11 protein-coding genes are annotated in these 12,824 nt (G+C 71.4%); 3 read left to right on the forward strand and 8 right to left on the reverse strand.

Annotated elements, in window-relative coordinates:
* Positions 1–10: 10 nt before the first annotated feature.
* A complete protein-coding gene (locus tag HHX33_RS07765; protein ID WP_182874010.1) occupies positions 11–1,336 on the reverse strand; it encodes a hemolysin family protein in 1,326 nt (441 codons plus the stop codon).
* A gap of 161 nt (positions 1,337–1,497) precedes the next feature.
* Between HHX33_RS07765 and galE the strand changes: the two genes are divergently transcribed.
* Positions 1,498–2,451: a UDP-glucose 4-epimerase GalE gene (gene galE, locus HHX33_RS07770; protein ID WP_182874011.1), complete on the forward strand. Its 954-nt coding sequence runs from the start codon at positions 1,498–1,500 to the stop codon at positions 2,449–2,451.
* 56 nt (positions 2,452–2,507) lie between these two features.
* On the opposite strand, the gene HHX33_RS07775 is transcribed toward galE, so the two are convergent.
* Together HHX33_RS07775 and HHX33_RS07780 are read right to left on the reverse strand one after the other, a co-directional pair.
* The gene (locus HHX33_RS07775) at positions 2,508–3,359 is read right to left on the reverse strand and encodes a CARDB domain-containing protein (protein WP_182874012.1); all 852 of its coding nucleotides are present in this window, start codon (positions 3,357–3,359) and stop codon (positions 2,508–2,510) included.
* Between the two features lie 96 nt (positions 3,360–3,455).
* Positions 3,456–4,886: an MDR family MFS transporter gene (locus HHX33_RS07780; protein ID WP_111698376.1), complete on the reverse strand. Its 1,431-nt coding sequence runs from the start codon at positions 4,884–4,886 to the stop codon at positions 3,456–3,458.
* A gap of 55 nt (positions 4,887–4,941) precedes the next feature.
* Between HHX33_RS07780 and HHX33_RS07785 the strand changes: the two genes are divergently transcribed.
* On the forward strand, positions 4,942–5,478 hold the full coding sequence (locus HHX33_RS07785) for a PadR family transcriptional regulator (RefSeq protein WP_182874013.1): 537 nt from the start codon (positions 4,942–4,944) through the stop codon (positions 5,476–5,478).
* A gap of 36 nt (positions 5,479–5,514) precedes the next feature.
* Here the strand turns inward: HHX33_RS07785 and HHX33_RS07790 are convergent, their stop codons facing one another.
* The 5 genes from HHX33_RS07790 to HHX33_RS07810 all read right to left on the reverse strand — a co-directional run bounded on the left by HHX33_RS07790 (position 5,515) and on the right by HHX33_RS07810 (position 11,930).
* Positions 5,515–7,902, reverse strand: a complete 2,388-nt coding sequence (locus tag HHX33_RS07790) for a serine/threonine-protein kinase (protein ID WP_182874014.1) — start codon at positions 7,900–7,902, stop codon at positions 5,515–5,517.
* Positions 7,903–8,110: 208 nt separating this feature from the next.
* Positions 8,111–8,857 (reverse strand): YwqJ-related putative deaminase, encoded by a 747-nt coding sequence (locus tag HHX33_RS07795; RefSeq protein ID WP_182874015.1) that lies wholly within the window; start codon positions 8,855–8,857, stop codon positions 8,111–8,113.
* Between the two features lie 253 nt (positions 8,858–9,110).
* Positions 9,111–10,328 carry an NADP-dependent isocitrate dehydrogenase gene (locus tag HHX33_RS07800; RefSeq protein ID WP_150930663.1) on the reverse strand — a complete coding sequence of 406 codons (1,218 nt, stop codon included), beginning with the start codon at positions 10,326–10,328 and terminating at the stop codon, positions 9,111–9,113.
* 107 nt (positions 10,329–10,435) lie between these two features.
* On the reverse strand, positions 10,436–10,720 hold the full coding sequence (locus HHX33_RS07805; RefSeq protein ID WP_182874016.1) for a DUF3017 domain-containing protein: 285 nt from the start codon (positions 10,718–10,720) through the stop codon (positions 10,436–10,438).
* Between the two features lie 34 nt (positions 10,721–10,754).
* Positions 10,755–11,930, reverse strand: coding sequence for a citrate/2-methylcitrate synthase (locus HHX33_RS07810; RefSeq protein WP_182874017.1), 1,176 nt, complete (start codon positions 11,928–11,930; stop codon positions 10,755–10,757).
* A 180-nt stretch (positions 11,931–12,110) separates the two neighbouring features.
* On the opposite strand from HHX33_RS07810, the gene HHX33_RS07815 reads away from it, so the two are divergent.
* The gene (locus HHX33_RS07815) at positions 12,111–12,764 is read left to right on the forward strand and encodes an FHA domain-containing protein (protein WP_111698390.1); all 654 of its coding nucleotides are present in this window, start codon (positions 12,111–12,113) and stop codon (positions 12,762–12,764) included.
* Positions 12,765–12,824 lie beyond the last annotated feature (60 nt).

Genomic DNA, 12,824 nt, shown 5'->3' on the forward strand with positions numbered 1-12,824 from the left:
CGGACGACCGTCAGACGGTCGCGGCCGGGGGCTCTTCGGCGGAGCCCTCCTCCGCGGGGGGATTGCGGGTGACGCGGACGCGGGAGACCCGGCGGCCGTCCATCTCGGTCACGGTCAGCGTGACGCCCGGCGCCTCCGCGACCTCGCCGCGCTGCGGCAGGTGACCGAGGAAGGCCATGACGTAGCCGCCCAGCGTCTCGTACGGCCCGCCGGGCAGCCGCACCGCCGTCTGCGCGTGGAACTCGTCCAGGTTGACCAGCCCGTCGACCTCCACGTCACCGGCGATCACCCGTACGGCGTCGCCGCTCTCGTCGTACTCGTCGCGGATGTCGCCGACGAGCTCCTCGACCAGGTCCTCCAGCGTCACGATGCCGTCGGTGCCGCCGTACTCGTCCACCACGATGGCGAGGTGGTGGCCCTCGTCGCGCATCTCGGCGAGCGTGGCGAGCACCCGCTTGCTGGCCGGCACGAGCTTGACCGGCCGGATCGGCACGACCTCGCTGATCGGCTCCAGCCGCCCGGTCCTGACCGGGTCGAGCAGGTCCCGGACGTGGACGAACCCGATGACGTCGTCGTAGGTGTCGCGGTAGACCGGGAAACGGGAGTGCGGCATGGCGGCGGCGAGCACCGCGGCCTCGGCGAGCGGCGTGTCCGCGGCCATGAACTCGACCTCGGTGCGGGGCAGCATGACCTCCCTGAGCTGGCGCTTGCCCGCCGCGAACACCTCGGCGATCACGTCGCGCTCGTCCTGCGTGAGTTCCTTGTGCCCCACGACCATGTCGCGCAGTTCCTCGGTCGTCATGGCCGCCCTGTCGGCGGACGGGTTGCCGCCCACCAGCCGTACGATGCCGTTGGTCGACTTCGACAGCACCCAGATCACCGGCCGCGACAGCGTGGCGATCCGGTCGAGCAGCGGGGCGGTCATGAGCGACAGGCTCTCCGCCCGCTGACGGCCGAGCCGCTTGGGCGCGAGCTCGCCGAGCACGAGGGTGACGTACGAGATGGCGAGCGTGACCGTCACGAACGCGGCAGGCGCGGCCACGTCCGGCCGCAGGCCCCACCCCTCCAGGACCGGGGCGAACTCCGGGCCCAGCGCGTCGGCGCCGAGGGCGGCCGACAGCACCGTCGCCACCGTCACGCCGACCTGGATCGCGGACAGGAAGCGGTTGGGGTCGCGGGCGAGCTTCTGCACCCGCGCGCCGCGGCGTCCCTCGCGGCTCAGACGGCGGATCTGGCTCTCCCGCAGGGAGACCATCGCCATCTCGGCCGCCGCGAAGAACCCGCCGATCAGGATGAATATGAGGACCAGGGCGATGGTCACCGCGACGTTGCTCACGTCAGTTGTCCGTTCGGGTGTCAGGCATGCCGGCCGGTCGCCGCGATCTCCGCGGCTCGCAGAGATTGCGGTACTGGTGGCATTTAACCCGCTCCTCAGGGGAAGCGCGTAAGCTAGGTCCCGGGCCTACATAATCAAACACTTTTGAACAGGAGTACACAGTGAAGCTGCTGGTTACTGGTGGAGCGGGGTACATCGGCAGCGTCGTGGCGGCGCAACTCCTGGAGCGCGGGCACGAGGTCACGGTGCTCGACGACCTGTCGACCGGGCACGCCGACGCGGTGCCGCCCGGCGCCTCGTTCGTGCAGGCGTCGATCACCGAGGCCGCGGGGGTGCTCTCCGAGGGGTTCGACGCCGTGCTCCACTTCGCCGCCAAGTCGCTGGTGGGCGAGTCGGTGGAGCATCCCGGCCTGTACTGGTCGAACAACCTCGGCGGCACGCTGGCGCTGCTCGACGCGATGCGGCGCACGGGGGTGGACCGGATCGTCTTCTCCTCCACCGCCGCGACGTACGGCGAGCCGGAGCGCACGCCCATCGTGGAGACCGACCCGACCCGGCCCGGCAACCCCTACGGCGCGTCCAAGCTCGCCGTGGACACCGCGCTGACCGCCTTCGCCGGCCTGTACGGCCTGGGCGCGGTCAGCCTGCGCTACTTCAACGTGGCCGGAGCGTACGGCGAGTATCGCGAGCGGCACGCGGTCGAGACCCATCTGATCCCCAACATCCTGAAGGTGGCGCTCGGCGAGCGGGAGTCGGTGAGCGTGTTCGGCACCGACTACCCCACCCCGGACGGCACCTGCGTCCGCGACTACGTCCACGTCACGGATCTCGCGGTGGCCCACCTGCTCGCCCTGGACGCCTGCGCGCCCGGGGAGCACCGGATCTACAACCTGGGCAGCGGCAGCGGCTTCTCGGTGAAGGAGGTCGTCGAAGTGTGCCGGGAGGTGACCGGGCACCCCATCCCGGTGACCACCGCCCCGCGCCGCCCCGGTGACCCGGCCGTCCTGGTCGCGTCGCCGGAGAAGATCCAGCGCGAGCTCGGCTGGAAGCAGGCGCACGGCTCCCTGCGCGACATGGTCGCCGACGCCTGGGCCGCCTGCGCCAAGCCGGTCTGAGCCGCCCGAGCCGGCGGCCCGCGTGATCGGCGGGCGGTGACGGCTCGGACGGCCGGTCAGGCGCGGCGCAGGGCGACGCGCATGCTGGCCTGGTTGTTGGCCGGGCGGCGGTCGCCGAACCGGCGCGAGTAGACGGTGGCCATCGTCGCCACGGCGTGCGAGGCCCGGGACGGCACCCGGAAGACCAGCTTGAGCAGTCCCCGCGACCCCGACCTGATCGGCGGCAGCGAGCAGCCGACGAACTGGCGGTTCCGGTGGCAGCGCGCCCCGGTCGCCGACAGGAGCCGGGCCTCCTGCGGCTGGAAGAACACGTAGGCGTCCCGGACGACCCGGGGCCCCCGGTTGCGCACCTCCGCCCGCACGGCGAACCAGTGCCCGGGACGGGTGTACCGGGTGGAGGAGCTGAACCGCATGGCCAGGTCGGCGCCCTCGTCGACCCTGGTCACCGTCTCGGCCGTGTTGTCGGTCTCGTCGTCGTCCAGCACCTCGGAGGTCAGGTCGGCCCGCGCGCGGAGGGGTCCGTGCGCGCCCGGCCGGATCATGCCCGTGATCGTCATGTCCCCCGAGCCGCCGGGCAGGACGTCGTCGGAGGAGCGGCAGACCACCTCGTTGCGGGCGGAGCCGGGCCCGCACTCGGCCACGCCGACGTTCAGGATCTGGAAGTCGCGGGGCAGCCAGACCCGCAGCGTCGGCAGCACCGCGTCTCCCGGGCCCTGGTTGTGCACGCTGACGTGGTAGGTCAGCGGCTGCCCGGGTTGCGCCACCTTCGGCGACGCGGTGATCCCGACCATGAGATCGGCGGTCCCCCACCGGCCCTGCGCCGGCGCCGCCCCCGGCGCGGCGAGCGCCGGGTGCGGCGTTCCGGCGACGAAGACACAGACCAAACCCGTGACGACCCTGCGACCCATGCTGCTCCCCCGAAAGCGTGAGATCAATTCAATCGTCCGGGCGGTCCCCGCGACCGCCCGACACGCCGCGCGCGGCCCCGCCGGGGCGGGGTGATCTCACGCCGTGACCAGGTCCTCCCGCGGTGCCGCGGACCGGTCGAGCCGCAGGTCGCGGTTGGGCAGCAGCGCGAGCGCGAGGAGGGCCACCACCGCGCCCGCGACCCCGAGCCAGGGGATCACCGTCGCGGTCGCGGCGGCGTGCGCGGCGGGCAGGCCGTGCGCCGGCGCCTCCCGGGTCACCACCGACGCGTACGCCGTGCCCGCGACGGCCAGTGCGACCGAGCCACCGATCTGCCGGAAGAACGTCAGGTTCGCGCTGGCCGTGCCGACGTACCGGGACGGCACGGACCTCTGGATCGCCACCGTCAGGCCCGAGAGCATGGGCCCCATCCCGAGACCGATCAGCGCCATCCAGACGACGAGCAGCGGTTCCGAGGTGCCGACGGCGAGGTTCGCGCACAACGTCGTGCCCGCCACCAGGAGAACCGTCGCGGCGACGAGCCAGGGCTTGTAGCGGCCGGTGCGGGAGATGAGCGCGCCGGTCACCGCGCTGCCGGCCACCATCGCCAGCATCAGCGGGTAGATGTGCAGCCCGGAGGAGGTGGCGCTGAGGCCGCGTGACTCCTGGAAGTAGCGCGGCAGGAAGACCACTCCCGCGTACATGCAGAACGCGGTGAAGAACGAGGCGACGTTGACCAGCGAGTAGGTGCGGTTCGCGAAGAGATGGAGCGGCACGATGGGCTGCTCCGCCCGGCGCTCGACCGCGACGAAGACCACGAGCAGCGCGAGCGACGCGGCGATCGGCCCGATCACCGGCCCGCTCGTCCAGGTGTGGCCGTCGACGCCCTTCTCGGTCAGCCCGACGAGCAGCGCGCTGATCGCGGCGCTGAAGACGGCGATGCCGAGGTAGTCGGGCCGCGCCCCGCCGTGCCCCGGCCGGTGCGGCAGCCGCCACACGATGATCGCCACCAGGACGGCGCCGATCGGCACGTTCACGTAGAAGGCCCAGCGCCAGCTCGCGTGGTCGGTGAACAGGCCGCCGAGGAACGGCCCGGCGAGGTAGCTCAGCGCCATGACCCCGCCGAGGGCGCCCTGCACGCGCCCGCCGCGCTCCGGCGGGAACAGGTCGACCACCAGCGCGAGCGACAGCGGCAGCAGCGCGCCCGCGCCCAGGCCCTGCAGGCCGCGGAAGGCGATGAGCTGCGCCATGCTCTGCGCGGCGCCGGACAGGATCGAGCCGAGCAGGAACAGCGCCACCCCGACCAGCAGGAGCGGCTTGCGGCCGTACGCGTCGGACAGCCGGCCGTACAGCGGGACCGTGATGGTCGAGGTCAGCAGATAGGCGGTGACCACCCAGGTGTAGAGGCCGGTGCCGCCGAGCTCGCCGACGATCCTGGGCAGCGCGGTGCCGACGATCGTCTGGTCGAGCATCGCGAGGAACATGCCGCCCAGCACGGCGAAGAGGAGGAGTCCGTTCTTGGATCGCATGTGTCGAAGGTGACATGTCAGTGCTTACATGTCAATACGGAGGTATAGTGGGGGCATGTCCCTGCGCATCGCTCTCCTCGGCCTGCTGACCGCGTACGGCTCGGCGAGCGGCTACGACCTGGCCAAATCGTTCGAGAAGTCCGTGGCCCACGTCTGGCAGGCCGGCCACAGCCAGATCTATCCGGAGCTCGCCAAGATGGCGTCGGACGGGCTGGTGACGGTCGAGGCGGAGGGCGCCCGGGGCCGCAAGATCTACACGATCACCGCGGAGGGCCGCGCCGAGCTGCGCGAATGGCTGCTCGGCCACGATCCCACGGGCCCGGCGCGCAGCGAGGTCGCGCTGCAGGCGTTCCTCGTCCCGCTGCTCGAAGCGCCGGAGGCGGTGGCCGTGCTGGAGCGGTTGCGGGCCCACTCGGAGCGGAAGCTGGCGCAGCTGGAAGCGCTCTGGACGGCCAAGCACTCGGCGCCCATCCCGGAGGGGACGGCGCGGGTCAAGTTCGGCAATCTCGCCCTGGACCTCGGGATCCGGCAGACCCGCATGGTGCTCCAGTGGGCGGACGACGCCATCGCCGAGGTCCAGGCCCGGTCCTGAAGCGCGCAGTCCTGACGGCCGACGCGCGGGCGGGACTCAGCGGCAGGAGAGCGGGGCCGGGGCCTTCCGTTCGGAGTCGAAGTCGACGTTGCCGAAGTGTTTGCGCAGCAGGCTCCGCATCGTGCCGTCGTCGTACAGGTCCTGGATCGCGCCCTCGACGGCCGCGCAGGTGCGCAGGTCCTTCCTGGGCAGTCCGACGGCGTACCGCTGGTCCCTCAGCCGCACGCCGAGCACCGACAGCTTCAGGCCCGTCTCCCTGTTCGCGAAGCCCGCGATGATCAGGTCGTCTCCGGGGACGGCGTCGACCTTTCCGCTGGTCAGCAGGTTCATGCACTCCGCGTAGTTGCCGGCCGGGACCTGCTCGACGTCCACCCTGCCCGCGACGAGGCGGGCCGTCGCGCTCCCGGCGGGCGCGCACATCCGGCGGCCGGCGAGGTCGTCGAGCCTCCTGACCCGCGATCCGGCGAGCACCAGCAGGTCGGCGTGGGCCGTGTAGTACGGGCCCGCGAAGGTGACGGCGTCGTCGCGGTTGTCGTCGTAGGAGTACGTCGCGACGACCATGTCCACCACGCCGTCGGCCAGGGCCCGCACCCGTTCGCCGACGCCGATCCGGTGGAAGGTGATCCCGCTCGCGGGGACCTTGAGACGCCTGGCGATGTACGTGGCGAGGTCGACCTCGAACCCGCTGGGTCCCGTCCCCTGCTGCAGGGCGACGCCCGGCAGGTCTCCGCGTACGCCGATGGTGAGCCGCCCGGTGCGCGCCACCTTGTCGAGCACGGACGTGAACGTGTGGCCGGGCCGGGGGCCGCTCGACGACGAGGTTCCCGCCTCGCCGGTCTCGCCGCCGACGCCCGGGAGGAGGCCCATCCCGTTCGCGACGAGCACGCCCCCACCGGCCAGGACGGCGAGCACGGCCGCGCACGCGGCGATCAGGAGGTTCCTGCGCCGGGACCGCCGGGACGGGGCCGGCCCGGGATCGTGCGCCTCCACCCGCCCCCCGCCGTGCGGCCCTGATCCGTGTGGCTCTAATCCGTGCGGACCCGACCCGTGCGGTTCCGAACCCTGCGGCCCTGATCCGCGCGGCTCTGATCCATACGGCCCTGATCCGTGCGGTCCGGTCTTCGCGGGCCTGGGCGCGGGGGCGGCGGCACCCGCGTCCCCGCCCGCGCGTACGTCGGTGCTGACCGCGGGCGACAGGAACGCACGGGCCGCCTCGGTGTCCCAGGTTCCCACGCTCACCACGGGGCCCGTGGCGTCCTCGTAGCGGTCGCTCCAGGCCGCGTCGTGAGCCACGTTACGGGCCGGGTTGTGGGCCGCGTTGTGGGCACCGCTGGGAGGGCCGTACCGGGCTCCGGCGGCGGAGTCGCGCGGGCCGCTGCCGGCCGCTCCCGTGAACCGGTGCGGGCCGCTTCGGGCGTCGCCGCCGGACCCGCCGTGCTGCCCGCCGTACGAGCTGCCGTGCTGCCCGCCGTACGAGCCGCCGTGCTGCCCGCCGTACGAGCCGCCGTGCTGCCCGCCGGGATGAGGGGCCGCGCGTCCGGCGAAGGGCCTGGCCGCGGGATCGGCCGCGTGCGCGGCGCCCTCGGAGAGCACCGTCGTGGACGCGTCGCCCGACGCCGTACGGCCGAGCAGGCGCAGCAGGATCTGGTCGGCGGTCGGGCGCTCGTCCGGCGACTTGCGCAGGCACGCCCGCACCACTCCGGCGAGCGGCTCGGGCAGCGCCGAGGTGTCGATGTCGTGGTTCAGGATGCGGTTGAGCACGGCCGCGATCGAGTCACCGCCGAAGACGACCGTGCCGGTCGCGGCGTACGCGATCGTCGAGGCCCACGAGAAGACGTCGGCGGGGGGCCCGACCTTGCCGCCGGAGATCTGCTCGGGAGCCATGTAGGCGGGCGTGCCGATCGCCCGGCTGGTGATCGTCGCGGTCGAGTCGAGGATGCGGGCGATGCCGAAGTCGACCACCCGGGGCCCGTCGACGGCGAGCAGCACGTTGTCGGGCTTGAAGTCGCGGTGGACGATCCCCGCCTGGTGGATGGCGGTGAGCGCGGTGGCCGTGCCGACGGCCAGGCGCTCCAGCGCCGAGCCCGTCACCGTCCCCCGCTCCTCGAGCGTCTCGCGCAGCGACCGCCCGTCGATGAACTCGCTCGCGATGTACGGCGTGTCGCCCTCCAGGTCGGCCGCCATGACCCGCGCGGTGCAGAAACTCGCCACCCGCTGGGCGGCCCGCAACTCCCGGGCGAAGCGGGACCTGGCGACCGCGTCGCCGCTGAACTTCACGTGCAGCAGCTTCACCGCGGCCTGCTCGCCCGCCTGGTCCTCGCCGAGGTAGACCACGCCCTGGCCGCCCTCGCCGAGACGGCCGGACAGCACGAAGGGACCGAGCCGGGTCGGGTCCCCCGGTTGGAGCGGCGCGATCTGCGGCATCCCCGTTCCCCACGATTCGGCAAAGTACCGGCCAGCAGAACTTTACGGCCCCCGCGCGGCGCTTCCGGTTCCCGATACCACGCCGTGACGTCAGGAAGTCGTGACAATGCGGCGAGCGGTCCCCATCCCCAAGTGACGGAAAAGGGCCGCCCGGAATGTCTCCGGGCGGCTCCCCCTCCTGCCGGGCGGCGGGCGAGCGGCGGCCGGGTCAGACGCGGCGCGCTCCGATGGTTTTCAGCCACTTGTCGCAGTTGCCGCAGGCCTTGCGGGGCTGCCACACCTTCTTGTCCCAGTTCCACGTCTCAGCGTGGAAGTACAGGTTCTTGCCCTGGACGTCGCTCAGGACCCGCGCCTTGATCTTGTAGAGGTACTTGTTCATCGCGTCGACCTCGGCGCAGTTGTCCACCGTCCACTCCTCGCCCTGGCCGACCTTGGCGAGGATCTCCTCCATGACCGGATGCTTCTCCGTCTGGGCGAGGTAGGGGTACGCGCCGCTCGTTCCGGTGAAGGTCTGCTGCGTGCCGAGGTCGGCCAGACCGGCGACCACCGTGCCCAGCCCGCCCTGCGTCCTGGTCGCCCTCTGGGCCTCCGTACGGGCCTTGGCGATGAAACGCTGGATGGCCTGCTCGGCCTCGAGCCTGTTCGCCTCGGCGACCACCCTGGCCTTCTCCTCCAGGTACCACGTGAAGCCGCCGTTCCAGTCGTTCTCGTAGACCCACGTGACGAAGGCCGCACGCGCCTCCGCCTCGGGTTTCGTCTGGCTCACGAGGGCGCTCTCCAGCGCGCCGAGCCTCTTCCACACCTCCTCGGCGGCCGCCTTGACGTCGCTGCCGATCGTCGCCGTCCTGAGCCACTGGCCGAGCTCGATGCGGGCCTTGCTGGCCCACTCCTTGACCTTCGTCGTGGGCACCGCTTCTTCGGCGGGATTGTGTGAGGCGTGCGTCGTCTCTGCCATCGCGATTCCTTCGTCGAGAGTCTTCGCCTGTGGTGGTCCGGCCCTCGACCAGGGTCGCCGGAAGCCGTCGGCGTCGGATTGCCGGGCGATCCGGATCCGATTGCCGGCGTACTCGCGGTTGTCCGGCGCGGCGGGAGGACGTCTCCCGGAGAAGGGCGTGACGGCCCACGGACGGCCCATGGACGCGAATCGGCCTCCGCCCCGACGGTGGCACCGCGGGCAGAGGCCGATTCTCCGTACCAGGCTCCTCGGGCTAGGCGGACATCTTCTTCTTGAGGTTCTCGTCGAGAGCCGCGAGGAAGTCCTGCGTGGTCAGCCACTCGGCGTCGCCGCCGACCAGGAGCGCGAGGTCCTTGGTCATCTGGCCGCCCTCGACGGTCTCGACGCAGACCTGCTCCAGCTTCTCGGCGAAGTCGATCACCTCGGGCTGGTTGTCGAGCTTGCCGCGGTGCTGCAGGCCGCGGGTCCAGGCGAAGATCGAGGCGATCGGGTTCGTGGACGTCGGCTTGCCCTGCTGGTGCTGGCGGTAGTGCCGGGTCACCGTGCCGTGCGCGGCCTCGGCCTCGACGGTGCGGCCGTCGGGGGTCATCAGCACGCTGGTCATCAGGCCGAGCGAGCCGAAGCCCTGGGCCACGGTGTCCGACTGGACGTCGCCGTCGTAGTTCTTGCAGGCCCAGACGTACCCGCCCTCCCACTTGAGGGAGGCGGCCACCATGTCGTCGATCAGCCGGTGCTCGTAGGTGATCCCGGCGGCTTCGAAGTCGGCCTTGAACTCGCTCTCGTACACCTCGGCGAAGATGTCCTTGAACCGGCCGTCGTACGCCTTGAGGATCGTGTTCTTGGTCGACAGGTAGACCGGGTAACCGCGGTTGAGGCCGTACCGCATCGAGGCACGGGCGAAGTCGCGGATCGACTCGTCCAGGTTGTACATCGCCAGGGCGACGCCGGAGCCGGGGAAGTCGAAGACGTTGAGCTCGATCGGCTCGCCGCCGTCCTTCGGGGTGAAGGTCAACGTCAAGGTGCCCTCGCCCGGCACCTTGAGGTCGGTCGCGCGGTACTGGTCGCCGAAGGCGTGACGGCCGACGACGATCGGCTTGGTCCAGCCGGGCACCAGCCGGGGGACGTTCGACATGATGATCGGCTCACGGAAGATGACACCGCCGAGGATGTTGCGGATCGTCCCGTTCGGGGACCTCCACATCTTCTTCAGGCCGAACTCCTCGACCCGCGCCTCGTCCGGCGTGATCGTCGCGCACTTGACGCCCACGCCGTACTGCTTGATGGCGTTGGCGGCGTCGATCGTGACCTGGTCGTCGGTGGCGTCGCGGTGCTCAATGCCGAGGTCGTAGTACTTCAGGTCGACGTCGAGGTAGGGAAGGATCAGCTGGTCCTTGATGAACTGCCAGATGATCCGGGTCATCTCGTCGCCGTCGAGCTCGACGACAGGGCCCGCTACCTTGATCTTGGGCATGCGTGGGGTTCCCCTTCTGGTCTGACTGGCCAGCACGTCCTTTTTGAGGCTCACTGGCCGTTGAGGCTATCGGACGGGTGTGGTAAGCCCGCGACGAGGTCGCGTTCCTACGAGTCGTGCAGGCGCAGCAGCATGAGCAGCGAGCCGGCCACGAGCGCCACGCCGAACGCCGCCAGCGTGATCGCGTCGGTCCGCCTGCCGCGGACCGCGAGCGCACCCGCCCGCCGGTCCGACGTCGCCAGCCGGGTGACGGACCCGGCGAGGAAGGCGCCTCCCATCACCACTCCGCCGGTCGACACCGGCGCCCCCAGCCCGATCGCGCCCAGCCCGGCGGCCACGCCGGCCGCCACCACCAGGTACGACCCCCAGGCCGTGCTCTCGCCCGTTCTCACGTCTCTCCCATGCCTGCCACCGCGGTCCTCCATGTCAGCGCTCACCGATGGGCGCCCATTTCTGGTCGCGCTCACCGATGTACTCGCTGTCGGGCCGGATCAGCCGGTTGTCGGCGTGCTGCTCGATCACGTGGGCGGTCCACCCCGACATCCGGCTGACCGAGAACACGGGAGTGAACAGATCCGTCGGGATGCCCAGGTAGTGGTAGACGGTGGCCGCGTAGAAGTCCACGTTCGGGTACAGGTGCTTCTCCGCGAGGACGACCTCCTCCATCTCCCGGGACATCCGGTAGTAGGTGTCGTCGCCGGAGGCCTCGGCCAGCTCCTCCGACATCCGCCGCAGGTGCGTCGCCCGGGGGTCCTCCGTCTTGTAGACGCGGTGCCCGAATCCCATGATCTTCTCGCCCGCCGCCAGTCTGTCCCGTACAGCCTGGGCGACGCCGCGCGGGTCCAGCCCTTCCAGCGTACGCATGACCTGCTCGTTCGCGCCTCCGTGCAGGGGCCCCTTGAGCGTGCCGATGGCGGCGACGATGGCCGAGTGCATGTCGGACAGCGTGGCGGCGCACACCCGGGCGGCGAACGTCGAGGCGTTCATGGTGTGGTCGGCGTGCAGCACGAGACAGGTGTCGAAGATCTCGGCGGCGCGCCGCTCGGGGCGCCGGCCGGTGATCTGGAGCAGGAAGTTCCCGGCGATGCTCAGCTCGGGATCGATCTCGGGCAGCGTCGCCCCGGTCCGCGCCGCGTGGTAGCGGGCGACCAGGATCGGCTGCTGGGCCGTCAGCCGCGCGGCCTTGCGCAGGTTGGCCTCGGGGGCGTTGGAATCCTTGTCCGGATCGTCCGCGCCGGCCAGGGAGACCAGCGTCCGCAGCGCCTCCATGGGCGCCTGCCTCTCGGCGATCTCGGGGATGTCGCGCTCGACGAGCGAGCCCAGGGTGCGGCCCCGCGCCAGTTCCGCGCCGTAGTCGGCGAGCTGGGCGCGGGACGGCAGCGACCCACGCTGGAGCAGGTGGGCGGTCTCCTCGAAGGTGGTGCGGCCGGCCAGGTCGTGGATGTCGTAGCCACGGTAGAAGAGCCGGCCCGCCTTGCCGTCGATGTCGCTCAGCGCTGTGGACGCGGCGACGACGTCGGCGAGTCCTTTGGTGGGCTTGTCTGCAACCTCTCGGGGGGTTCCACCCCCCAAGTCCCCCCCGTCCGAGGAAGTCTGCTTCATAGTATTTCCTCCGCTTATCTCCGCCCGAAGTCTACCCGTGAGCAGGGAAGAAGCCCCTCAAAGGCCCAGATCGATTTCAAGGGAGATTCTGCTTATGGCAAAGGCGATTCCCCCTCGCCACGGGTGGGTAAGCCGCATCTATAGAGAAAGTAACGGCGGGCTACCTGGGGAGGAACTGCCGTGGAGGGGCCGTTCATACGGATCGAGGACAGCGGCGAGGTGGTACCGCTGCGCCCCGACGTCACCACGATCGGTCGCGGCCGGGGCGCGGACATCCGGCTGGCGGATCCGAGCGTGTCACGGCTGCACGCCGAATTCGTGCGTCGCGGGCCCTACCTGTACGTCGTGGACCTGGGCCTGTCCCGCAACGGCACACGGGTGAACGGCAGGCCGATCGCCCGGAGGGTGCTGGACGACGGCGACGTCGTCTCCTTCGGCGCCGCCCGGGCCCGGGTCGGCGGGATCCCGCGTGAGGACCTCGCGCCCGAGGTCGAACTGCGCCGCGCCGCCGCGCCGGAACTGACCCGCCGCGAGGTCGACGTGCTCACCTCGCTGTGCCGCCCCGCCCTGTCGGACGAGGCGTTCGTGGCGCCGGCCACGGCCCGGGAGATCGCCGACGACCTGGTGGTCACCGAGGCGGCGGTCAAGCAGCATCTGCTGCGGCTCTACCAGAAGTTCCGCATCCCGGAGGGCACCAACCGGCGGACCAGGCTGGCCAACGAGGTCGTCGCCCTCGGCCTCGTGCGGCCCACGCCGGTCGTGCCGCCGCAGCGCGCGAGCGGCCCGGCCGAGCAGGAGCCGCAACGCGCCCCCGTAGGCCGCCGGGCCTCCTGAACCGGTGACACACCGGCCGCGTGGAAGTGGAAGCCGTCCATCCCTCGCGGCCGGTGGAGC

This window comes from Microbispora sp. H10670 (assembly GCF_014161385.1).
GTDB classification, from domain to species: domain Bacteria; phylum Actinomycetota; class Actinomycetes; order Streptosporangiales; family Streptosporangiaceae; genus Microbispora; species Microbispora triticiradicis.

Excerpts from the sequence above, each read along its gene's own strand:
- HHX33_RS07775 (WP_182874012.1), bottom strand. The coding sequence starts at position 3,359 with ATGGGTCGCAGGGTCGTCACGGGTTTGGTCTGTGTCTTCGTCGCCGGA.
- HHX33_RS07780 (WP_111698376.1), bottom strand. The coding sequence starts at position 4,886 with ATGCGATCCAAGAACGGACTCCTCCTCTTCGCCGTGCTGGGCGGCATG.
- HHX33_RS07785 (WP_182874013.1), top strand. The coding sequence starts at position 4,942 with ATGTCCCTGCGCATCGCTCTCCTCGGCCTGCTGACCGCGTACGGCTCG.
- HHX33_RS07790 (WP_182874014.1), bottom strand. The coding sequence starts at position 7,902 with ATGCCGCAGATCGCGCCGCTCCAACCGGGGGACCCGACCCGGCTCGGT.
- HHX33_RS07795 (WP_182874015.1), bottom strand. The coding sequence starts at position 8,857 with ATGGCAGAGACGACGCACGCCTCACACAATCCCGCCGAAGAAGCGGTG.
- HHX33_RS07800 (WP_150930663.1), bottom strand. The coding sequence starts at position 10,328 with ATGCCCAAGATCAAGGTAGCGGGCCCTGTCGTCGAGCTCGACGGCGAC.
- HHX33_RS07810 (WP_182874017.1), bottom strand. The coding sequence starts at position 11,930 with ATGAAGCAGACTTCCTCGGACGGGGGGGACTTGGGGGGTGGAACCCCC.